Annotated in this window: 18 protein-coding genes; 7 read left to right on the top strand and 11 right to left on the bottom strand. The window is 68.9% G+C overall.

What is annotated here, in order from left to right; all coding sequences use genetic code 11:
• Positions 1–4 precede the first annotated feature (4 nt).
• Both ABZX12_RS03520 and ABZX12_RS03515 read right to left on the bottom strand, forming a co-directional pair.
• Entirely contained in the window at positions 5–436 is a 432-nt protein-coding gene (locus ABZX12_RS03520) for a discoidin domain-containing protein (RefSeq protein WP_355689437.1), read from the bottom strand.
• Entirely contained in the window at positions 334–3414 is a 3081-nt protein-coding gene (locus ABZX12_RS03515) for an alpha-N-acetylglucosaminidase TIM-barrel domain-containing protein (RefSeq protein ID WP_355689436.1), read from the bottom strand. The genes ABZX12_RS03520 and ABZX12_RS03515 overlap by 103 nt, the downstream gene beginning before the upstream one ends.
• 164 nt (positions 3415–3578) lie before the next feature.
• Between ABZX12_RS03515 and ABZX12_RS03510 the strand changes: the two genes are divergently transcribed.
• Complete coding sequence (locus ABZX12_RS03510) at positions 3579–4511, top strand: NAD(P)-dependent oxidoreductase (RefSeq protein ID WP_355689434.1); 933 nt, start codon at positions 3579–3581, stop codon at positions 4509–4511.
• Positions 4511–5437, top strand: coding sequence for an RNA polymerase sigma-70 factor (locus tag ABZX12_RS03505; protein WP_355689432.1), 927 nt, complete (start codon positions 4511–4513; stop codon positions 5435–5437). Before ABZX12_RS03510 ends, ABZX12_RS03505 begins: the two co-directional genes overlap by 1 nt.
• Before the next feature lie 44 nt (positions 5438–5481).
• Here the strand turns inward: ABZX12_RS03505 and ABZX12_RS03500 are convergent, their stop codons facing one another.
• The 5 genes from ABZX12_RS03500 to ABZX12_RS03480 form a co-directional block, all read right to left on the bottom strand.
• A complete protein-coding gene (locus ABZX12_RS03500) occupies positions 5482–7356 on the bottom strand; it encodes an ABC transporter ATP-binding protein (protein WP_355689430.1) in 1875 nt (624 codons plus the stop codon).
• Positions 7353–9059 (bottom strand): ABC transporter ATP-binding protein, encoded by a 1707-nt coding sequence (locus tag ABZX12_RS03495; RefSeq protein WP_355689428.1) that lies wholly within the window; start codon positions 9057–9059, stop codon positions 7353–7355. The genes ABZX12_RS03500 and ABZX12_RS03495 overlap by 4 nt, the downstream gene beginning before the upstream one ends.
• A 277-nt stretch (positions 9060–9336) precedes the next feature.
• On the bottom strand, positions 9337–10566 hold the full coding sequence (locus ABZX12_RS03490) for an MFS transporter (protein WP_355689426.1): 1230 nt from the start codon (positions 10564–10566) through the stop codon (positions 9337–9339).
• A 64-nt stretch (positions 10567–10630) separates the two neighbouring features.
• Positions 10631–12412 (bottom strand): hypothetical protein, encoded by a 1782-nt coding sequence (locus ABZX12_RS03485; RefSeq protein ID WP_355689424.1) that lies wholly within the window; start codon positions 12410–12412, stop codon positions 10631–10633.
• On the bottom strand, positions 12405–13466 hold the full coding sequence (locus ABZX12_RS03480) for a MoxR family ATPase (protein WP_355689422.1): 1062 nt from the start codon (positions 13464–13466) through the stop codon (positions 12405–12407). The genes ABZX12_RS03485 and ABZX12_RS03480 overlap by 8 nt, the downstream gene beginning before the upstream one ends.
• 151 nt (positions 13467–13617) lie before the next feature.
• On the opposite strand from ABZX12_RS03480, the gene ABZX12_RS03475 reads away from it, so the two are divergent.
• Positions 13618–15486, top strand: a complete 1869-nt coding sequence (locus ABZX12_RS03475; protein WP_355689420.1) for a hypothetical protein — start codon at positions 13618–13620, stop codon at positions 15484–15486.
• A gap of 372 nt (positions 15487–15858) precedes the next feature.
• Here ABZX12_RS03475 and ABZX12_RS03470 read toward each other — a convergent pair whose 3' ends face one another.
• Positions 15859–16026 (bottom strand): hypothetical protein, encoded by a 168-nt coding sequence (locus tag ABZX12_RS03470; protein WP_355689418.1) that lies wholly within the window; start codon positions 16024–16026, stop codon positions 15859–15861.
• Here ABZX12_RS03470 and ABZX12_RS03465 point away from each other — a divergent pair.
• The 3 genes from ABZX12_RS03465 to ABZX12_RS03455 all read left to right on the top strand — a co-directional run bounded on the left by ABZX12_RS03465 (position 15955) and on the right by ABZX12_RS03455 (position 19205).
• Positions 15955–16947, top strand: a complete 993-nt coding sequence (locus ABZX12_RS03465) for an FAD-binding oxidoreductase (RefSeq protein WP_355689728.1) — start codon at positions 15955–15957, stop codon at positions 16945–16947. The genes ABZX12_RS03470 and ABZX12_RS03465 overlap by 72 nt on opposite strands.
• Positions 16944–17573: a DivIVA domain-containing protein gene (locus tag ABZX12_RS03460; protein ID WP_355689416.1), complete on the top strand. Its 630-nt coding sequence runs from the start codon at positions 16944–16946 to the stop codon at positions 17571–17573. The genes ABZX12_RS03465 and ABZX12_RS03460 overlap by 4 nt, the downstream gene beginning before the upstream one ends.
• Before the next feature lie 480 nt (positions 17574–18053).
• Positions 18054–19205, top strand: coding sequence for a nitric oxide synthase oxygenase (locus ABZX12_RS03455; RefSeq protein ID WP_355689414.1), 1152 nt, complete (start codon positions 18054–18056; stop codon positions 19203–19205).
• Positions 19206–19221: 16 nt separating this feature from the next.
• On the opposite strand, the gene ABZX12_RS03450 is transcribed toward ABZX12_RS03455, so the two are convergent.
• Together ABZX12_RS03450 and ABZX12_RS03445 are read right to left on the bottom strand one after the other, a co-directional pair.
• Positions 19222–19443 carry a hypothetical protein gene (locus ABZX12_RS03450; RefSeq protein WP_355689412.1) on the bottom strand — a complete coding sequence of 74 codons (222 nt, stop codon included), beginning with the start codon at positions 19441–19443 and terminating at the stop codon, positions 19222–19224.
• 107 nt (positions 19444–19550) lie between these two features.
• Positions 19551–20270, bottom strand: coding sequence for a phosphotransferase (locus ABZX12_RS03445; protein ID WP_355689726.1), 720 nt, complete (start codon positions 20268–20270; stop codon positions 19551–19553).
• 469 nt (positions 20271–20739) lie between these two features.
• On the opposite strand from ABZX12_RS03445, the gene ABZX12_RS03440 reads away from it, so the two are divergent.
• Positions 20740–21159, top strand: a complete 420-nt coding sequence (locus tag ABZX12_RS03440; RefSeq protein ID WP_355689410.1) for a hypothetical protein — start codon at positions 20740–20742, stop codon at positions 21157–21159.
• A 29-nt stretch (positions 21160–21188) separates the two neighbouring features.
• Here ABZX12_RS03440 and ABZX12_RS03435 read toward each other — a convergent pair whose 3' ends face one another.
• Positions 21189–22067: a CPBP family intramembrane glutamic endopeptidase gene (locus tag ABZX12_RS03435; RefSeq protein WP_355689408.1), complete on the bottom strand. Its 879-nt coding sequence runs from the start codon at positions 22065–22067 to the stop codon at positions 21189–21191.
• Positions 22068–22278 lie beyond the last annotated feature (211 nt).

The raw sequence follows: 22278 nt of genomic DNA, 5'->3' as shown, positions 1-22278 counted from the left end.
GCCTTCAGTACACGCCGTACACCGCCAACTCTTGCAGGTGGAGCGTGTAGGCGTTGGTGGTGTTGCCGAACCCGGTCACCCGGACGTACCGGTAGGCGCCCGTCACGTCGTACCGGTCGCCCACATCAGTCTGCGCCTTGTGAGTGACCTTCGCGGCCAGCTGGGTCCATGTCTGCCCGTCCACGCTTCCGTCGACACGATAGAGGTACGACCGGCCGTCGGCGTAGTACGGCGTGACGCGGATAGCCGACAGCGCGTGAGCGGCGCCGAGATCCACCTGCAACGACGACGGTTGCCCTGCGCACTGTGCGGGCGCACAGAACCAGCCGGTGCTCAGATCGCCGTCGACCGCGCTGGCCGCCGCGTGGCCACCTTCCGCGCTGTAGCCGCTACGGGCTTCCCCAGGCTCAAGGGGACCGGCGGCGGCGTGGAGCACGTGACCGTCGGTACGCCGAACGACAACGCGTCGAAGTACCGGTTCGCGTCGTACTGGTGCACCTGCAGCCGCAACTGCCGTACGCCGGTGACGTCCGCGTCGAGCATGACCGCCTTCGACGCGTCGCCCGCGATCCCGCTGCGCAGCACGCCGGACTCGGTCAGCAGTCTGCCGTCACCGAAGACGCGGACGACCACATCGCCGTCCGGAGTGTGGTTCATCGCGTCGTCGATCCCCGCCACCGTGGTGAAACGCTCGCAGCCACCGCCGAGCTCGAAGCGTACGTCGGCGTTCGCGTTGGTGCCGAGGCCCTTGCTATAGGCAACACCGTCGAGCAGGATCGGCCGGCCGTTACCGGACGGTGTGGCCGGCGTGACGGTGTCGCGCGCGACCGGGTAGACGCCGTCGTGGTTCCGCGAAGAGGCGAACGGCAAGTCGCTCAGCTGGTACCTACCGGCCGCTGCGACCGGTAGGACCGCGGTGGCCTTGCGCAGCTCGGACTCGTCGGAGCGCATCGACACTTGCAGGGCCACCTTGTCTGGCAGCCCGTCACCTCCGCGTACAGTCCAGGACTGTGACACCGTGGCGCCGGGGCCGATCTGGGTGGGTGCGTCGTCTGCTGGCTCGACCGTGATTCCAGCGGGTGCCGTGACGTCGAAGGTCACTCCGGTCAGGGCGGCGAAGTAGTTCGTGTTGGTGACCGTCGCGGTGACCTGGGCGGCCCCTGACGCATCCACGGTCCCGGTCGGACGTAGCGCCAGCGTCACGTCGTAGTCGTCGTTCTTGAGCCGGGTCAGCAGCTTGCCGGCTTCGGTGTAGGTGTCTCCGATCGGCTGGGCGCTGTACTTGGTGCGGTCCCGCGACCACTGCTCTGCTACGTCGTACCAGTCGATCTGTGGGGCTGCGGTGCCGGCCTTCAGCGCCTCGAAGTACTGCTTCCAGCGCGGCGCGTAGTAGCCGTCGAGGAGGCCGGACCACTCGCGGTACGCGTAGTCCTGCAGGTCTGTGGTGCGTAGTCCCCACGACGTGAGCTGTTTGCGCGCGTCGTACTCGAGCTGCGCGGACTCGGCGCTGTCCGCACCCCAGCTCCTGGCCTGCTCCAGCCAGCGTCCGATCAGGTACTGCTCGTTGGTACCGACCAGGTCGTCGACGCCGGCGATGTACCCGAGCCACGTGTCGGTCAGCTGCGTGAACCGCCCGAGGTCCCCGGCCTCGTACGCCGACCGGATCTGCGGCAGCAACGTACGGGACCGGTCGGCGACGGACTGACGCGCGACCTCCAGCAGGTCGTTGCGGTACGCCGCGTTGTTCCGCAGCGAGCGGCCGACCGCGAGCAGTGCGGGCAGCGCACCCGCGAACTCGGCCGGATCGTAGGCGAACGCCGCCTGCGCCCAGCTGTGCGGCCGCTGGACCGTCAGGCTCGGAATCGCGGCGAACAGGCCGCCGTGGCCCGACGAGCGGCCGCCGTTCGGCGGAATCGAGTACGCGGTCTCGGCCAGGATCCGCCACGCCACCCGCGCCTTCGGGTCCGTCCCGCCGTACCGGGCGTCCGCGTAGTCGGCGAACCACTGGTCCAGGTCCACGGGGCCGTCGTGCCAGGGCAGCTCGGCCAGGAACTCCATCGCCACCGCGTTGTTGTAGCTCGCCTCCGGCATGATCGCGATCCCGGACAGGGCCGAACCGGGCTTCGCCAGCGAGGCCCAGAAACGCTCGTTCCAGGCGCGGATCGGGGCGCCCATGGTGGAGTTGCCGCCGAAGTTCCAGATCGACCCGAACGCGTACGGCGTCCCCGACCAGTCCTGCTCGCGGTCAGGGCTCAAGGCCCGGTCGGACAGCCCGTCGACGACCAGCATCCGGCTGCGGTCGATGGCTGCGATCGTCTCCGGACGCGGGTTGCTCTGCCAACCGAGGATCGCCCAGATCGCACCTTGATGTGCCCTGTCCAGGGCGTTCTGCACCGCGACCGACGCCTGACCGACCGAGATGCTCCCGGGGCGGCCGCCCTCGTGCAGGAGATCCATCTTGAACATCGTCGACGGACCCAGGATCCGTTCCTGGACGGCGTAGAACCGGGCGGCGACCTGGTCGAACAGCGGGTCGGTCGGCGCCAGCCAGTCCGGCCGATCCAGCCCCACCCAGGTGCCTTGCGGCACGGTGGCGGCGCCCGGGTTCTTCGCCGCGAAGCCCCGTGGCACCGTGCCGAAGTAGCCCGGCAGGACCGGCGTGATCCCCAGCGATCGCATCCGGTCCGCGATCCGCCGGCCGAGCTCCGCGCGCTCCTGAATCACCTGGGCGCTGACCGGCGCGGTGAAGTTGGACATGTTCTGCAGCAGCCACCACGGCTGGTACCCGGGCGTCGGGATCCACGCGCGCAACTCGTCCGCGCTGTAGCCGAACGACTGCAGCGCCTCGTAGTACACGGCCTCGGTCCCGATGGGCATGAAGATCTCGTTCACACCGTGCAGTGCCTGGACGTCGATCAGCCGTTCCCAGTCCTCGAACGTCCGGTACGGCCCGGAGTACCCGTCCTCGGTGTCGTTGCCGGCGAACCGGTGCTCGATGACCGACGACTGCTCGATCGGCCGCTGCGGCGCGGGCAGGACCGGCGGGAGGTCGAGCTGGTCGCCGGTCCAGGAGATGTCCGCCTTCACGACGTGCTTGAGGTACCAGTTGAACCCCATCAGCAAGGCCGGCGTACTGCTGCCCTCGACGACCGGCCGCGCGCCGCGGCTGGTGATCCGGAACGTGTCGCGGCCCGCGGACGCCGGGATCGTGGCGAGCGTGATCTGGCTGCCGTGCCGGGTGCCGACCAGGCGCCGGATCGCATCCTCGGCCGGGCCGGTGTCGAACAGCGGGCGGCCGGACGGGGCCGGCTCCGGGGACTCTGCCAGCGCGGGCGGCGCGGTCAGCAGCAGCGCCGTCATCGCCGCCGCGGTCGTCGCGGCGAGCCATCGCCGGACCCTGGTACGTCGGTTCATCAACCTGACCTCCGATTTTGATCGCGGCCCAAACTAAATGGCGGTGCGCAACCGGGCAACAGCTCGGCGAGGACTTTCGAAAATATTCTTCCAAAACCTGCCGTGTCACAGCAGGCCGCTCTGTCTCGTCTCGGGGGCGCAACCGATCGAGGAGTGTGAGAGCGATGCGTGTGTTCGTGGCCGGCGGGAGTGGAGTTCTGGGGCGGCGGCTGGTGCCGCAGCTCGTGGCGCGCGGGCATCAGGTGACGGCTACGACGACCAGTGCGGCCAAGCTGGAGCTGGTCAGAGCAGCAGGTGCCGAAGCAGTGGTGATGGACGGGCTGGACGGCGCCGCTGTCGGTGAGGCGGTCGCGCTCGCACGGCCGGACGTGATCGTGCACCAGATGACCGCGATCTTGATGGCGCATGCGGGCAAACCGGACATCAAGCACCCGGACCGCTGGTTCGCGAAGACCAACCGCCTGCGGACCGAGGGGACCGACCACCTGCTGGCCGCGGCCGAGGCAGTGGGTGTGCCGCACTTCGTTGCCCAGGGCTACGCGAGCTGGAACGGCATCCGCGAAGGCGGGTGGGTCAAGACCGAGGAGGACCCGCTGGGCCTTCTGGAAGGGACAGCCGCGTACGTCGGCCTGAAGGCGCTCAGCCGGATCGAGGACCTCGTGGTGAAGATCGGTGGGGCCGTCATGCGGTACGGCGCGTTCTACGGCCCGGGAGCGATCGACGACCAGGTGGAGCTCGTGCGCAAACGGCAGTACCCGCTGGTGGGACGCGGTACTGGCTACAGTTCCTGGGTGCATCTCGACGACGCGGCCGGCGCGACAGTGCTGGCTGTCGAGCAGAAGGCCGGGGGCGTGTTCAACATCGTCGACGACGATCCGGCACCGGCCCGCGACTGGCTGCCCTACCTGGCGGAGTGCGCGGGTGCGAAGCCGCCGCTGCGCGTTCCGGTGTGGCTGGCGCGGCGGCTGGCGGGGGACCAGGCTGTGGTGATGATGACCGAGGGCCGCGGGTTCTCCAACGCCAAGGCGAAGCGGGAGCTGGGTTGGGAGCTTCAGTACCCGTCGTGGCGTCAGGGTTTCAAGGCCGAGCTGGCGTGATGCGTACTCGCGACGAGGAGTTCGAGGAGCTGCGACCGCTCCTGTTCTCGATCGCCTACCGGATCCTGGGCAGCGTCAGCGAGGCGGAGGACGCCGTACAGGACACGTGGCTCCGGTACGCCGCGTCACGGACGGAACCGGCGTCCGCAAAGGCGTTCCTGTCCGCTGTCGTGACACGGATCTGCGTCGACGTACTGCGGTCTGCTCGGCTCCGCCGGGAGGCGTACGTCGGACCCTGGTTCCCGGAGCCGTTGCTGTCGGACCCGTACGAGGACCCGGAGCGGGCGGCCGAGCTGGCCGACTCGGTGTCCATGGCCGCGCTGCTCCTGCTGGAGCGCCTGTCTCCGCTGGAGCGGGCAGCCTTCGTGCTGCGGGAGGTGTTCGGGTTCGACTTCGCTGAGGTGTCGTCGGCGCTGGGACGTACTGAGGCCGCCTGCCGTCAGTTGGTGGTGCGAGCGCGTCGCCATATGGAGGCAGGGCGGCCGCGCTTCGCTGCGGACCAACGTGAGCGGGAGGAACTGGCGGTCCGCTTCTTCGACGCGTTCAAAGAAGGCGACGTCGACAACTTGCTGGAGTTCCTGGCTGCCGACGTGCAGCTGGTGGGGGACGCCGGTGGCAAGGCGCCGCAGTGGGGCCGGGGTGTCGTCACGGGCGCTCACAACGTCGCAGGAATGCTGGCTGCCCTGTCCGCGCCGTTCACCCAGATCGGCGGTGTCGTGGAGCCGCACGTGGTGAACGGCCAGCCGGGCGCGATCTTCCGCGACAAGGCGGGTCGCGTGGTCAACACCTGGACGCTCGACATCGCCGACGGTCAGATTCAGGCGATTCGCGCGGTGGTCAACCCGGACAAGCTCCGGCACGTCGGGCCGGTCGCCGACGCGTGGGCCGTCGTACGGGACACGAACGCGGCCCGCCGAAACGGGTAGCGGGGCGCAGGGAAGACCCCTGCGCCCCGCTGTGTGCCGTCAGGTCAGGCCAGGGACTCCTCCCAGGCCTGGTGCAGTCCGGCGTAGTGGCCGTCGACGGTGATGAGGTGGTCGGGCGCGCCGTCCTCGATGATCTGGCCGTATTCCAGCACCAGGACGCGGTCGGCGGTCTCGACCGTGGACAGCCGGTGGGCGATGACGATCGCCGTCCGGTCGGCCAGGATCGTCTTCAGCGCCCGCTGGATCAGCCGTTCGCTGGGGATGTCGAGGCTCGACGTCGCCTCGTCCAGGATCAGGACGGCGGGGTTGGCCAGGAACGCCCGCGCGAACGCGACCAGTTGCCGCTGCCCCGCGGACAACCGGGAGCCGCGCTTCTCGACCGCGGTCTCGTACCCGTTCGGCAGCGCCATGATGAAGTCGTGCGCGCCGATCACCTTCGCGGCCTCGACGACCTCCTCCATCGTCGCGCCCGGCTTGCCGAACCGGATGTTGTCCGCGACCGAACCGGTGAAGAGGAAGTTCTCCTGCGTCACCATCACGACCCGCTCGCGCAGGTCGTCCTCGGACAGGTCCCGCAGGTCGACACCGTCGAGCAGCACATGCCCGCCCGTCGGGTCGTAGAACCTGGCCACCAGCTTCGCGATCGTGGTCTTGCCGGCACCCGTCGTACCGACCAGGGCCAGTGTCTGACCGGCCGGGACGTCCAGCTGCAGACCGGGCAGTACCGGTACGCCGTCGACGTACTCGAAGCGCACGTTCCGCAGCTCGAGGTGGCCGTGCGCCGGGCCCGGCTTGGCCGGCTGGATCGGCTCCGGCACGTCCGGGGTCTCGTTCAGCACACCGGACAGCTTCTCCAGCGCCGCCGACGCGGACAGGAAGGTGTTGTAGAACTGCGAGATGTCCTGCAGCGGCTCGAAGAACTGCCGCAGGTACAGCAGGAACGCGGTCAGGACGCCGACCGTCACGTGCCCGTGGTAGGCCTGGTAACCGCCGTACGCCAGGATCGCGACGATGGTGATGTTGCCCACGCCTTTGATCGACGGCATGAAGATCGCGTTCAGCCGGAACGACTCCAGGTTCGCCTTCCGGTAGCGGTCGTTGACGCCGTGGAAGATCTCCTCGTTGCGCGGCTCGCGACGGAACGCCTGCACCGCGCGGATCCCGGTCATCGACTCGACGAAGTGCACGATGACCAGCACGACCGCCTCCCGGGTCTGCCGGTAGACGACCGCGGACCGCTTCCGGAACCAGGCCGTCAGGATCAGCAGCGCCGGGAACGACAGCAGGGCGAGCAGACCGAGCTTGAGGTCCAGCGTGAGCAGGATGATCGCCGTACCCACCAGGGTCAGCGCTGCGGTGACCAGACCGTCGAAGCCGTTCGCCAGCATCTCGTCGATGACCTGGACGTCGGACGTCAGCCGGGAGATCACCCGGCCCGAGGTGAACTTGTCGTGGAAGGCCGGGCTGAGCCGCTGGAAGTGGTCGAAGACCCGGCGCCGCAGACCGAGGAGGATGGTCTGACCGAGCCGGCCGGAGCGCATCAGGAACAACTGCCGTGCCCAGGCCTGCAGCAGTGCCGAGGCGAGCACGGCGATCACGATCGTGATCAGCTCCCGCGAGCCCTGACCGGCGAGGATCGGCGGGATGCCGTTGTCGATGCCCAGGTGCACCAGGTACGGCACGGCGAGCCGGGCACCGTTCTCGACGATCACGATCACGACCAGCAGCCAGATCAGCTTCTGGTACGGCCTGAGCAGCTCACCGAGCAGCTTCCGGGAGTCCTCCTTCAGCCGGATGCTGGTGGCCCGGGAGATCTCCCGGTCGGGGTCCTCCTCGAACTGACCCCGCCAGCTCTGCTCCTCCGGTAGCTGTTCGTCCTTCGTCTCCGTACGAGGAGGTGTCTGCTGGGTCGTCGTCATGCGTGCACCTCCTCTTCCTCTGCTGCCAGCAGGTGCCGGTATTCCGGGACCGTCGCAAGCAGCTCTTGATGGGTTCCTACGTGGGTGACTGTGCCGTTCTGCAGCAGTGCGACCTTGTCGGCCAGCATCACCGTCGACGCGCGGTGCGCGACCACGATGCCGGTGGTCTCGGAGAGCACGTTCTGCAGTGCTTCCTCGACCAGGGCCTCGGTGTGTACGTCGAGAGCCGACAGGGTGTCGTCCAGCACCAGTACGGCGGGCTTGGCGAGCACTGCCCGCGCCAGTGCGAGTCGCTGGCGCTGACCGCCTGACAGCGACATGCCCTGCTCACCGACACGTGTCTCGAGGCCCCACGGGAGGTCGTTGGCGAACTGTGCCTGGGCGACCTCCAGCGCCTGCTGGACCTCGGCGTCGGTGGCGTCCGGACGGCCGAGCGTGAGGTTCTCCCGGACGCTCATGGAGAACAGCGTGGGATCGTCGAACGCGGACGCGACCGCCGTCCGCAGCGACACCAGGGTCAGGTCCCGGATGTCGTGTCCGTCGATCGTGATCCGCCCCGCTGTCACGTCGTACAGCCGGGGGACCAGTGCGGTCAGCGTGGTCTTGCCGGACCCGGTGGCGCCGACCAGTGCGAGCGTCGTACCAGGGGTCAGGTCGAGGTTGATGTCGTGCAGCACCTCGGTGGAGTCGTCGGAGAACCGGAACCCGACGTGCTCGAAGCGCAGGTGACCGCGCGGCTGGGTGAGCTCCTCCGCACCGGACTTGATCACCGAGTGGGTGTCGAGGATCTCGCTGATCCGGTCCGCCGCGGTCATCGCCTCCTGGGCCATCGCGAGGATCGCGCCGAGCGAGGTGACCGGCCAGACCAGCGACAGCATCAGCGTGATGAACGCGACCAGGGTGCCGAGCGTGATCGCCTCCCGGCCGACGGCGAGCGCGCCGAGCAGCAGCACGATCACCAGGGTCAGGTTCGGGATGACGCCGAGGAAGCTCCAGAACCGGGATGCGAGCCGGACCTTCTCGACCTCGGTGTGGTACAGCGTGGTCGCCTCGTCGTCGAACTGCGCCTGGACGTGCGGCCGGCGGCCGAACGCCTTGATCACCCGGAAGCCGAGCGCCGACTCCTCGATCCGGGTGGCCAGGTCGCCCTGCTGGTCCTGCACCTTGCGCGAGATCCGCAGGTACTTCTTCTCGAACTTCAGCGAGACCATCACGATCGGCACGGCGGCCACGAGGACCACCAGACCGAGCGGCCAGTAGAGCTGGAGCAGCAGGATCGTGACCACGACCAGCTGCAGGATGTTCATCACCAGGAACAGCAGGCCGAAGCCCATGAACCGGCGGATGGTGGACAGGTCGGTGGTGACGCGGGACAGCAGCTGGCCGCTCTGCCAGCGGGTGTGGAACTCCATCGGCAGCGACTGCAGCCGGACGTACAGGTCGTGCCGGAGCGTGGCCTCCAGGTCGCTGACGGTCCGGGACTGCGCCCAGCGGCGCATCCAGACCAGGAGGACCTCGGAGATGCTGAGTCCGAGGGCCAGCAGGGCCAGCGGGACCAGCATGCTCAGCTCGCGCCGGGTGACCGGGCCGTCGATGATGGCCCTGGTGACCAGCGGGACGGTGAGGCTGACGGCGACGCCGAGCATCGCGGTGGTGAACATCACCGAGAGGCGCCAGCGGTGGGGCTTCAGATAGGGACGCAACCGCCACAGATTGCGGCTACGTTCGGGGGCACGGGTGGTAGGGGCAGCGATCGACGGCGCTTGGACAGCGTGCTCGGAGGGCATCTGGACGGGCGCACTTCCCATCTACTTCGTCAAAGGGGTTTCGGCGACCTGAAAACGGCGCACTTTCCAGTATCGCTCAGTGGGTAAGCGCTTGTCCTGCCAATTCCATTCCCGGGCGATGAATTACCGCTTGTCGCAATAGGCCGTCCTGGTGCCAGGCGGCGAGGGGTTTCGGACCTATCACGTTCCATGATCAGTGCGTGGCGATCGATCGCTGACCTGATGCCTCATCGGGCAGTGCCCCGAGGTCCCGGAGCGGGGAGCAGAGGGCGATCAGCAGCCCGCCGAGCATGCCGCCGGTGGCCAGCAGCAGCGTCGGACGGATCTGGATCGCGGTGGCCAGGACGCCGGAGACCGCTGCTCCGGCGGTCTGGCCGCCGATCACCAGGGTCCGCCACGAGGCGGTCACCTGACCCAGCAGGTGCGGTGGGGCCGTGGACTGTCGCAGGGTCCGTTGCGGGACGGCGAACAGGGACATTCCGAGCCCGGCGAGTACCTGTCCGAGCAGGATGAGCGGCGTCACGCCGGAAAACAATGCGACGCCGTTGAGGGACGCCAGAAACACACCGCTGAGATAGGAGCGGCCGATTCCTACGCGCCGGCACCAGCCGGGGGCGACGAACGTACCTGCCACCGCGGCAGCTCCGAATGCGGTCAGCGAGAGCCCCACGAACGCCGGTGACTTGTGCAGCTCCCGGATCAGGAACAGCACGACCAGCGGCCCCTGCATCGCTCCGGCCATGGCCGCAACAGCCGCCGACACCACGAGTGGCCGCAGAATCCGGTCGCCGAACAGCACGCGCAGTCCGGCCGACAGCCGCACCTGGGACCGCTCCGGCGCAACTCCACGGGCAGGCTCACGGATGAGGTACGCCGCCACCGAGGACACGACGTACGACGCCGCGTCGACGACGATCGCGAACGGTGCTGTGAGCACCTGGATGAGGAGGCCTGCCGCGGAGGGACCGAGCGTCGAGGCAAGGTTGAGATTGAGCAGCGCGGCGCTGTTCGCCTGCATCAGCTCAGCCCGTGGCACCAGCCGCGGGATCATCGTCTGGGACGCGGTGTCGGACAACAGAGTCAGCACTCCGGTCAGTACGGCGACGGCGTACAGCTGCTCGATGCGCAGCCAGCCCAGTGCCGCCGCGGCAGGCACTGAACCGAGCAGGAGCAGCCGCCCGACGTCGGTCCAGATCAGCACGAGGCGCAGGGACCACCTGTCGACCCAGATCCCGGCCAGCAGGCCGAACACGAGGTGCGGCGAGATCGTCAACGCCGACAGCGCACCCATCTGCACTGCTGACGCCTGCAGGCTGACGACGGCGACCAGCGGCAGCGCGACAGTGGTGACCGCACTGCCCGACGCCGACACCAGCTGCCCGATCCACAGCTTGCGGAACTCGCCTCTCACGACCCATGCCATACCTGTGAACCTGTCACTCAGCAGAGTCGTCCGACTACGCCTGTTCGCCGTGAGCAGATGCAGTTCACTCCACGCGAAACACGGGACCCCTTGCGGTGAAGGGCAGTGACGCGCCACGGGGGATCAGCCACGCGTGCTCCCGCCGTACCCGGACGACGTCGCACTGGCCGTCGGTGAGGAGCAGGATCGGCCCGTGCGCAGGGAAGTCGGCTGCGCGCTCGAGAAGGTCGACACCGGGTTGCAGCACGGTCCCGCCGCGACCGTGGACCGTCACCCGGCCCGCGATGTCGTCGACCGGCACGTAGCCCGCGTCGTACGCCGCGGCGTCGCAGTACACGACCCGCGCGGCCGGTACGTCGCGGGCGCGTGAGTACGACGCGATCGCGCCGAGTGCTTTGCCGAGGAGCTCGCGGTCCATCGAGCCCGACGTGTCCAGGACGACGCCGTACGTCGGGAGCCGTTCGAGCTCGACGGGGCGGATCCAACCCGGCCGCGGGATGTCCGGCGTACCGGACTGGCGCCGGGAGGCACGGGCGTACGTCCGGGTCTTCTCGACGGCCGGGACGTGCTCCTCGAACCAGCGCGCCAGCTGCGCGTCCCAGGCGAGCGGCGGGTGGTCCAGCGCGCGGATCTCCTCGACCAGTCCGGCAGGCAGCGTGCCCCGGGACGAGTCGTGGTAGGCCAGCCCGGTGCTCAACGCGCGGCGATAGATGTCGTCCAGCCCGGCCGCGCGGGCGGCCTCGCCTGCATGCGGGAGCGGGTGCCCGAGGACGTCGCCGAGTCCGACTCCGCGCAGCGTTGCCAGCTTGCGGTAGCGGCGCAGGTCGGTGGAGATGCGGTCGTAGACCTCCTCGGCGGACATGCCCTTGAGCGCGGGGTCGTGGAGCGCTCCGTCGGGCATCGTGCCGACTCCCATCTCCAGGAGCCAGCCGTTGATCACCAGGTCGGCGGCCACGTTGCACAGGTACGGGTCGCGGCCGCCGACGCGCTCACCGTGCCGGAGCGCGGCGTGCAGCATCTCGTGCGCCATCACGAACCGCCACTCGCTGAGCGTGAGGTCGGTGAGCGGGTTGACGTAGATCTCGCCGGCGGACGCGTTGACCGCCGCGGTGTGGATGTCCCAGCCGCGCGCGAGTTCGGTCTCGGCGACGACCTTCATGCTCGACGCGATCGCGCCGAGCAACGGGTACGACGACACGAACCAGCCCAGGGCCAGGTCCCACTTGTCCCTGCCGTCGCGACCCGAGGTCAGCGAGGAGCGTGCGCCGCCGGCAACGTCGACAGCTGCCGCGGCGGCAGCCGAGAGGCCGGCGGCGAACAGCTCACTCCAGTTCGGCGGCTTGCCCCAGCCGTTCCAGCGGGCGGTCTGGACGTCCGGTGCATGGCCGGCAACGCCGAGGCGCTCGTAGTCTGCCGGTACCCCCTGGCGCCGCCACAGCCGAGCCAGGGCGTCCTCCTCCATCGCTGGGAAGGACACGGGGAGGTCGACGACCGGCGTACCGAGTTTGAGCGACTGGAGGTAGCGGTTGACCGCCACGTCGTACGAGGCGCTCATGGCCTGGTCAGCTGCCGGCAGGTCCCGCTCGGCGTGGCCGAGGCCGAGGTGGATCAGCAGGTGCGCGAAGACCCACGACCATTCCTCCGGCGTCGCCCGGCGCGTCCGGTGCGTACGGATCTGACCGTTCGAGTCGATGGTCGCCCAGCCGTCCGCCGGGCAGCTGTCGTCGCGGAGCGGGCTGTGCGCCCAGTCCGCCATCGGCGCGAACAGCGGGTGCCGGGCGATGACGCCCCAGCCGGACTGGATCGCCTCCCAGGCCAGGTCCCGTCGCGCCTTCTTCTTAGGCACGTGCGGCCACAAGACGCGGCAGGTCGCGGCTGACCTCGACCAGGAACCACGTCGGCAGCACCGGGCGGCCGTCGTCGTCGGCCGCGATCACCAGCTGCGCCACCTCCAGCGAGATCGCCGCCAGCTCGACGAGCAGCGCCTTGCCGCGGTGTGCGAGCTGACGGGCCGCTGGGCTCGCGGACGCCTTGTCGGAGGCCAGTTCCTTGACCAGCCGAGCCCGGAACGTCTCGGCCAGGAAGTACAGCAGGTCCCGGTCCTCCGGCGCGGACGGCCAGCCGGTCTCGCCCTTCAGCACGGCATCCAGGCCGAACGCGTGCCGCACCGTCTTCACATAGGCGCGGAACGTCGACGCGTGCGCCGCCGACAAGGTGCCGAAGGCAAGGACCCGCAGGGTCTCGTCGGACACGTCGTCGCCGTACGACAGGAGGGCGTCCGACAGCATGTGCCAGCTGCGCGGGGTCGAGAACGGCTCCTCGGTCTTCGGCGGCGCGGTCCACAGGTGGTCCGGACGGTTGCGCAGGTACTCGAGCACCCACGGGTGGATACCCGCCGTCCCCGCCCACCGCAGCCAGTCGGTCGCGGAGGCGCGCAGGTGGATGTGTACGAGCCGGTTGACCAGGGCGCTGGCCATCGGGCGTGCCAGGGCGTTGTCGGTGGCGCGGTTACCGGCCCCGATCACGACGGAGCCCTCGGGCAGCTCGTATTCCCCGATGCGGCGGTCCAGGATCAGCGAGTAGAACGCCTTCTGCACCTCGGCGGAGGACGCGTTCAGCTCGTCCAGGAACAGGCAGTACGGCTCGTCGCGGGCGATCGCCACCGGCGGCGCGAACCGGCTGCGGCCGTCGACGATCTGGGGTACGCCGATAAGGTCCTCCGGCGCCAGTTGGGTGCCCAGGAGCGTGACGCATTCCAGACCGAGCGATTCCGCGAACGCTCGCACCAGGCTGCTCTTCCCGATCCCTGGTGCGCCCCAGAGGAAGACAGGGCGTACCACTGCCACGTGCAGCAGTACTTCGGGCAGCTCGGCCGCCGACACCGTGATTCCCGCCTGCATCAGTTCCCTTCAATGGTGAGTGACTGTTGGCCAGCCCTTCAGGATCCTCCTGCGGTCACTGTGTGTCACGCGGTTTTCCGGGGCGCTTCCGTTACCGGTGGTTACTGGCTAGGGTGCGGCGCGACGATGTAGGAGTGCTGGGGGGTCTGTTGTGCCGAGCTTTCGCGTGAAGGCGGCTGCTGTTTGTGCCGTCGTACTGCTGCCGTTGACCGCGTCGTCGCAGGTGATGGCCGCCGACCCGCCGGAGCACTTGGGGGAGGGTGTGCTCGTCCCGGGGAAGACCGCGGTGGACGTCGGCATGTCGGGTACGCGCGTGGTCGTCTCGAACCCTGTCTACGAGACGAGCAACAACGGGACCACCTGGACGGCCTCCGGAGGCTCGAACGACGGTAAGCCGCTGCAGGTCGAAGGGTCGTCGCTGCTGACCTTCGACAGCGGTACGGCGAAGGTCGGCGGGCTCACGTTCCCCGCGACGGACGAGGTGCTGCTGGGGAAGGGCGGCAAGCTCGTCTCGCACCGGGCGGCCGCGGCAGCGACGGCTGAGGTGTACGACGTCGCGACGAAGGCCAAGCTGGCCGACTTCGCCCCGCCGTTCGCCATGGCGGGCGACACGGTCTGGAAAGTGACCGAGCCAGGGCACCTGGACGGCAAGAACCTGACGACCGGCGTCGTGAAGACCGTGCTGGTCGCCGGCGCGTGCACAGTCGGCCCCGACGACGTCAACGGCCGGTGGGCTGTGCTGAGCGGTTGCAACCAGGTCGTGGACGTCAACGGGCCGCAGCCGCCGCGCAACCTGTCCGTGGCCGCGGGCTCTCAATTGGGCAACGGCTTCACGGTGCAGACGTCCGGCTCCGACCTGCTGGTGACCGATCTGAACGACCCGGCGCTGGGCCAGCGCCGGTACGGGCCGATCCGCACCGCGACTCCCAGCTTCCGCGCGGACGGCTCCGGACTGGCGAAGATCGTGTACGCCGACGCGTCGAGCAAGCCTCGCGTGATCACGCTGGGCTGGCTGACCGCGGACCCGCAGCAGCACCCCGACGCCGTGGCGCCGATACTGACCGCTGCGTCGGCGGGTGACCGGATCCGCGACAACACGAGTCTGTCCTTCGAGTGGGCGTACGACGACCCGCAGGACCCGAACTCGCCGGCGACGGGTGTGAACAGCTACGACCTGCAGTACCAGCAGCGCCCGAACCGCACATCGCCGTACGGCGCGTGGGTCCAGCCTGCCGCGTGGCAGGGGCTGAAGACGACCGGAGCGAGTCTTACCGCGCCGATCGGCACCGATACGTGCTGGCAGGTGCGGGCGCGTGACTACGCCGGCAACCTGAGCGCATGGAGCGCGTCGTATTGCAGCGAGGTGGACGGGACCGCGCCGTCGCTGGTCACGTGGCGGATCGGTGATCGCGTCCAGCTCAGTGGATCCGCGACGGTGCGCTGGGCGTACAAGGACGACACCGACATCGCGTCGTACGACGTGGTCTACAAGGTCGCTGCGCCGGGTGTCGCGTTCGGGAAGTGGATCTACCCGGCGGTGTGGCAGAACACGCGCATCACGTCGATCACCTGGGCGCCACGTCTCGGTTGGGACGAGTGCTTCATGGTCCGCGCCCGCGACTACCTGGGCAACCTCTCCGCCTGGTCGGCTCCGATCTGCTCGGTCGCCCCCGAGGACGACCGCGCGCTCACGTCGGCCGGCACGGTCACCCGCTCCACGAGCACGCTGGCGTTCCAGGGCACCACCACCATCCTCAAGGCCAACGGCGCCTACCTGACCAAGGCGACCGAGGCAGGCCTGCGCATCGCCCTCGTAGCCCTGCACGGCCCGGGCCAAGGCCGCGTGGACATTTACCACGCCAACATCAAGATCGGCACCGTCTCACTCGCGGCCACCACCACCAGCCGAGTGGTCACCTACCTCCCCACGACCCCCTTCCGCACCGGAGCCCTGAAAATCATCTCCACCTCGACAGCCCCCGCCACCGTCGACGGCATCGCCTTCCTCCGAGCTCCCTGAGACTGTCAATCGTTTGAATTCACAGGGGTTTGAGCGGGGCTCAGGGTTTTCGGCACGTTCAAGTCCGATTGGCGGTTTCGGTGCCGAGGCCCGAGGGTAGGTCTCCGCGGAGACAAACGGAGGACTGAACAAGAAGACTCGGGGACTGGAACTGGGACACCCTTGTCAACGCAGTATCCCGTCGGCGCGACCTGCCGACGAACGGCAGTCAATCGCACCCGCTGACGGGCCGTTCGCACCTCTCGAGGAGCTGCCTTCTCGAGCCGGATAGCGAAGCCCGATGGATGCAAACGCCCTCCAGGACAGCTGGGACCGGGTGACGCGACACGGTGAACAGGTGCCGCTGTACTTCTACTCACACCTGTTCGTCTCCTATCCCGAAGTGCGCGCGATGTTCCCGCTCTCGATGTCGGGCAGCGGGACAAGTTCGTCAGTGCGCTCGGCCGGATCGTCAGCCATGCCAATCAGATCGACCAGGACGCGGCCTTCCTGCAGCACCTCGGCCGCGACCATCGCAAGTACGCCGTCGTCGCGGAGCACTACAACGCCGTCGGCGCCTCGCTCTGCGCGACCCTGAAGCACTTCCTCGGCCCCGAGTGGGACGAGGACCTCGCCATGCACTGGACGGCCGCCTACCAGGTGATCGCCCGGATCGTGGTCGAGTCCGCGGAGACGTCGTCGGAGACCAGCCCGGACTGGTGGGACGCCGACGTGCTCTCGGTCGAGCGGCGCACCATGGATCTCACCCTGCTCACGGTCCGGCCGCGGCGCGCGTACTACTTCCGCCCCGGTCAGTTTATCTCGATGGAGATCCCGCAGCGCCCCAAGATGTGGCGGTACTTCAGCCCGGCGAACGCCCCGCGCGCCGACGGTTCGATCGACCTGCACGTCCAGCAGATCGACGGCGGTCAGGTGAGCCCGAGCGTCGTACGGTCGCTCAAAGCCGGTGACGCCGTGAAGCTGGGCGCGCCGGTCGGCGAGCGGCTGACCCGGCGCGACGACGACGTACGGGACCTGCTGATGGTCGCCGGCGGAACGGGTCTCGCCCCGCTGCTCGCGGTCCTGGAGCAGATCGACAACGAGTGGAACCGGACGCGCACAGCGCCGCGGGTCCAGCTGTTGCACGGCGTACGGATGCCCTGGCACCTGTACGAGCGCCCCCGGCTGCAAGAGCTGGCTCAGACCCGGCCGTGGTTCGACTACACGGAGGTCGTGTCCGACGACGCCTCCTACCCGGGGACGCGCGGCAAGGCCGGGACGATCGCGGCGCAGCAGGACCTGCACGGGCGTACGGCGATGGTGTGTGGCGGACCGCAGATGGTCGCGCACACGCTGGAGAGGCTCGCCGCCGCCGGTGTCGATACCGAGCACATCAAGTACGAGCACTTTTACTACGCGGCCGTTGACGAGCACACCGCCACCGCCGGCCCAGCGTTGACCAGGTCAGGAGACAACAAGTGACGAACGGAAAGCACCGCCACGGCTCTCCGCACTACCGGACACCCGAAGCGATCCGGGGCGAGACGTTCCAGCGCCGGCTACGGGGTCTCGACGCCGACCAGGTGTACGACTACCTCGACGTGGTGGCCGAGCAGGTCCACGCGACGGCCAGCGACCTCAGCGAGAGCCGGGCCGAGAACCAGCGTCTCCAGGCAGAGCTGCAGCGCACCCGGGCCGAGCTCCAGCGCGCGCAGACGCAGGTGGACGAGTACGAGCAGGCCGGCGACCGCGTGAACGAGCAGATCGTCCAGCTGTTCAGCCAGGCGCAGCTCGTCGCCGAGGAGATGGTCCAGGACGTCAGCCGCGATGCCCGCGAGCGGATCGGGCAGGCACGCGCCCACGAGCGCCGAATCGTCGAGGAGGCGATGGACTCGGCCGGGCAGCAGGTCCGCTCGTACGCCCAGACGGCCCAGGTGCGGATGCAGTCGATCGTGGACACGTTCGCCACCGAGGTCGACCGGATCGGGAGCGCAGCGGTCCCCGGCGAGCCGGAGGCCCGCCAGAAGGACGCCTGGTTCGACGACATGAGCGACTGGCAGGTCCGCCTGCGGAACGGGAGCGGCCCCGCGTCTCCGAGCTCGGACTGACCGGTGCGAGCTCCTCTGAGACCCGCTCCCGCAGAGGACGACATGTTGGGCCTTCCGGCCCATCAAGCGCCGCCACCCCTTCGCCGCCGCCTTCCGGCGCGCCCGTTGGCGCGCCCGCTGGCGGCTGTCGGGCTGGCCGTGGCAGCCGGCGTCATCGGCGCGCTCGGCCTCGGCGGCGACCTGCCAACGGCTGTAGCGATCGCACTCGGCGTGGCCATCCTGGTCCTGGCGGTCGGAATCTGCGTCGCCTACGCCGTCGAGGTGCGCCCCCGCCCCCGACACCCCCGAGCCGACGAATCCCGAGCCCAAGCCGGCGACCCTCGGTCCCAAGCGGGCGAATCTCGGCTCGCACCTCGCCGCCGGGGCGGCAGCTCCCGCCTGCAGGGTGGCGCTCCAAGGCTCGACGGCGGCGCTGAGCCGTCGGGCGGCGACCGGCGTACCGGCTGTCCGGTCTCGTCCGGGGCGTCCTCCGGGCCGCCCGTGTCGGAGCCCGCGCCCGATGTCGCCGACGTCGAGCACGTGCGTGCCGCGGCGACGGAGTTCCTCGAGCTCTTCTACGGCGAGAACCCGAGCGCCGGGCGGCTCGAGCCACGGCTGGCGGCGGTGATGCAGGAGATCGACCTGACCGGCACGTACTGGCACACCGCCGACGAGCTGAGCTTCGGCGCCCGCGTCGCCTGGCGCAACAACAAGCGGTGCATCGGCAGGCTGTACTGGCGGAGCCTGCAGGTGCGCGACCTGAGAACGGTGTCCGACGCGGGCAGCGTCGCCGCGCACTGCTTCGAGCATCTGCGGAGCGCGCACAACGGCGGCAAGATCCGGCCGACGATCAGCGTGTTCGCCCCCGAGACGCCGAACCGGCCCGCGCCCCGGATCTGGAACGAGCAGCTCATCCGGTACGCCGGGTACGAGCAGCCGAACGGGCGATCGCTCGGCGATCCCCGGTACCGCGCGTTCACCACCAAGCTGATCCAGCGCGGGTGGCGACCGCCCGACCGGCCCGGCGCGTTCGACGTACTCCCGCTCGTCGTCGAGACCGCCGACGAGGGTCCGCGGATGTTCCAGCTGCCCGGGGACGCGGTGCAGGAAGTGCCGCTGGAGCATCCCGAGCTGACCTGGTTCGCCGGGCTCGGGCTGCGGTGGCATGCCGTACCGGTGATCAGCAACAACCGGCTCGACATCGGCGGCGTCTCGTATCCGGCGGCGCCGTTCAACGGCTGGTACATGGGCGCGGAGATCGGCGCCCGCAACCTGGGCGACACCGACCGCTACGACCTGGTTCCCGAGGTGGCGGACCGGATGGGCCTGGACACCTCACACGAGGCGACCCTGTGGCGCGACCAGGCGCTGGTCGAGATCAACCGCGCGGTCCTGCACTCCTTCAACCTCAACGGCGTCACCGTCACCGACCACCACACCGAGTCCCGCCGCTTCCTCATCCACCTGGAGAAAGAGGAACGCGCCGGCCGCGACTGCCCCGCCGACTGGAGCTGGATCGTCCCGCCCCTGTCCGGCTCCCTGACCCCCGTCTTCCACCGCTACTACACCACCAAGACCCAGGTCCCCAACTTCTTCACCGACCCCGAAGCCACCTGCCGCTCCCTCCACGGCGGCCCCCCCGCCTTCCCCTGACCACGTCGCCGGGCGTTCAGGGATTCTGATGTAACTCGTCTTTGGCCTGGTCGCTCAGTTCGTCGACCAGGCCCGTGTACTCGACCCAGTCGAGGTGCTGGGCGTAGAAGTCGTCCAACTCATCGGCCGGCACCCGCTGGATCAGTTCGCCTGTGTGGTGGTCCCGTGCGACCCACCGGTTAGGAGGCCCGTCCGTCGAGTCGTCGTCCTCGGCGATGACCATGTCGAACACATACACGCCGGTGCTCCGCCAGTCGCTCCTCGACCAGCTCCCGCAAGCGCGCCTCATGCCGCTCGAACCACCGGCGGTCCTCAGCACTCCACTCGATCGTCACGCCCGGATGCTCAGACCGGACGTACTTCGGCGAGGCGTTTGACGGAGTAGTCGTCGTCCCAGCAGACGGCGGCTTCCCAGGCGGCGGAGGCTTGGGCGGCGACGTCGTACGCGGCGTCGTCGAGGCCGGCGGCGTTGTCGGGCAGGACGAGGTCGAGGTCCGGGACGTCGACGTGCGACTCGTCCCAGTCGATCAGCCCGACGTGATCCGCGGTCAGGCGGATGTTGCCGGGGTTGGGGTCGCCGTGGACGACGCACGTCTCACGCCCAACGAGCCGAGCCCACGCGGCCCGGCATCGGACCACCCCTTCGGGAGGCATCGCGCCGAGATCGATCTTCGTACCGGTCTCGGCGTGCAGCAGATCGGTCGACGACCGCCACCCCGGCCGCTGCGGCCAGCCCCGCGTCAACCGATGCAACTCACGCAGCGTGCCGGCCACCCGACGCCAGTCGGCCTGCGTCTCCGGAGGTCCACCGTCCAGATGCGTCATCACCACCAACCCGTCGGCAAATAGCCGTCCGTCCGCGGTCGGAATCGGCACCGGTACCGTCAGCCCTTCACGGTCGAGATACCTCAGCAGCTCGGTCTCCCAAGCAAGGTCAGCATCACTCCGCCCCCCAAGCCGCCCAACCGCCAGCCGCCCACCAACCCGCACCCGCCACACGTCATTGGCCACTCCACCCGACAACTGCTCAACCCGAACAGCGTCGTCCCCCCACAACCCCAACACATCCCATCCCACCCGCCACACCCTACGGTCCCGCAGATCCACCACACGCCAGTCGGTAGACGAAGACGAAGACTGTGATCACAACGCTCAGATGTGAAGCGGTGCGCTGGGTCGACGACGAGCCGCAGCCCGGCCTCGTCGAGGTCGTGTTCACCGACGCTGACGGCCAGCGGAGGAGTCTCATCGACAAGGTGGCAATCTTCGACGATGCGGACCGGATAACCCCGCATGGTCCGTTCCCTGTACCTGTTGATGTCCGCTGCGAAGTGATCTCCGACGCGGGCGAGAGTGGAACACAGGTCGTCACCATCTCGACAGCCCGGCCAGGGGGCCTTGAGACACCGGACGGCCAGTCACAGTTCCGCGTCCTACCTTCGCTCGTGGAGCGGGTGGCGCGCAGAGGGCGGGTACGGGGGTTCGGAGGCCTACGGTCACCGACTGGGTAGCTCGCGCGTATCAGGCCAACCGGATGTGGTGGCGGTCGATTCTGGTGGAGGAGGAGCCGTCGTACTGGCGGGATCGCTTTCCGGCTGGGCGTCGCCTCGGCGCCTGGATCGGCGGCCCTGCTGCCTACGGAGGTGCCGCTCTGCTGGGCCATGGTTGGGCGGCCTGCGACGTCGGCGTCAACGCCGCCGCCAACTCCGGGACTCTGCTGTTCTTGGTGCTGCCGTTCCTGTGGGTCGTCAACACGTTCCTGTTCGGCCTGGTCTTCGCCGTCGTCTCCGGCAGCACCAGGCGTCAAAAACTGCTCGGCGTACTGGCTGGACTTGCCGCCGTGGTCGTCTTCGCGTGGTTCGTGTTCGCCTGGCAAGGCACACCAGCCGACTCACCCGACCCGCGATGCCCCGGCGGCGTCCCCACCTGGTGGCCGTCCTGGATCCCCACCTGACTGAGCAGCGGCAATCGTTGACAGCCCGGTTACGCGCGGCGTCTGGGAGGCGTCAGGAAGAGCTCGCGATCGCGCCACACCACGACGACTGACAGCATCAGCAGCAGGGCGGTCTGGATCACCTTGGTGTCCGGATCCGTGAGGAAGAGCTCGTTGCCGAAGTTGGCGGCGAGGTGGAAGACGATCGCGACCAGGACGCTGCGGCCGCCACGGTAGTAGAGCCAGTTCATCAGAATGACGAACGGTATCAGCGAGACCGTGTAGTTGAGGGTATGGATCAGGCCCTCGTCGACGACCTCCGCCTGGTAGTAGCCCTTGATGAAGCCGAGCGGCACGTGCCACAGCACCCACACCACACCGAATACCAGCGACGTCCACAAGACGTTCATCCGCGATGCGAGCGCATCCGTCCCGTAGGTCTTCCAGGCGAGTTCCTCCAGGACGGGGGCCAGGATGAGCGTGATCCATGCCGGCATCAGGCCGGTCGTGAACGAGAAGCCGTTGCGGAGCTGGAATTGCGAGACGTCGTAGCCGAACAGAATGGAGACCGCGGTGGCGACCAGCAGCGAGCCTGGGAGCAGGAAGAGCGCGGCCAGCCAGACCCAGGTATGAGTGCCGCGCGGCGCGATCAGGCGGCTGAGGACGTCGCGGGTGAGCCCGTCGTTGCGGATGAACCCGATCGCCACGACGACCGGGGCGGCGAGGCCGGCCAAGCCGAGGCCGGTCATGACGGCGAGGGTGACTTGGGTGGGATCGGGCTGCCGCGACAGCCAGGCGGCGGTGAACCACAGCGCCCAGGGGATGGCGGTGGCCAGGACGTAGAAGGCGACGGGGTGGCGGTAGCGGCTGACGTTGTCCAGCGCGCGACGCGTCTTGGGCGGCCGGTGGTCGCTGTCGAGTGGGTACATCGGGTTTCCATTTCCAGGGTGTGCGGTGACGGCTCCTTGCCGCCGTTCGGATTTAGATAACGCTACATGTAGCGTATTTATTTCCAGCTAGAGTGGAGGCGTGCAGCAGCAGACCACACCGAAGACACCGAAGACACCGAAGACACCGAAGACACCGAAGACACCGAAGACACCGAAGACACCGAAGACACCGAAGACACCGAAGACACCG

It is taken from the genome of Kribbella sp. NPDC003505 (assembly GCF_040610875.1).
Lineage (GTDB): Bacteria > Actinomycetota > Actinomycetes > Propionibacteriales > Kribbellaceae > Kribbella.
The sequence above is the reverse complement of the archived record's forward strand: the minus strand, read 5'-3'. Positions and strand labels throughout refer to the sequence as shown.

Bases quoted from the DNA above. Each gene is read 5' to 3' on its own strand.
- ABZX12_RS03510 (WP_355689434.1), top strand. From the start codon at position 3,579: ATGCGTGTGTTCGTGGCCGGCGGGAGTGGAGTTCTGGGGCGGCGGCTG.
- ABZX12_RS03480 (WP_355689422.1), bottom strand. From the start codon at position 13,466: ATGCAGGCGGGAATCACGGTGTCGGCGGCCGAGCTGCCCGAAGTACTG.
- ABZX12_RS03440 (WP_355689410.1), top strand. From the start codon at position 20,740: ATGTGGTGGCGGTCGATTCTGGTGGAGGAGGAGCCGTCGTACTGGCGG.
- ABZX12_RS03435 (WP_355689408.1), bottom strand. From the start codon at position 22,067: ATGTACCCACTCGACAGCGACCACCGGCCGCCCAAGACGCGTCGCGCG.
- ABZX12_RS03505 (WP_355689432.1), top strand. From the start codon at position 4,511: ATGCGTACTCGCGACGAGGAGTTCGAGGAGCTGCGACCGCTCCTGTTC.
- ABZX12_RS03490 (WP_355689426.1), bottom strand. From the start codon at position 10,566: ATGGCATGGGTCGTGAGAGGCGAGTTCCGCAAGCTGTGGATCGGGCAG.
- ABZX12_RS03500 (WP_355689430.1), bottom strand. From the start codon at position 7,356: ATGACGACGACCCAGCAGACACCTCCTCGTACGGAGACGAAGGACGAA.
- ABZX12_RS03515 (WP_355689436.1), bottom strand. From the start codon at position 3,414: ATGAACCGACGTACCAGGGTCCGGCGATGGCTCGCCGCGACGACCGCG.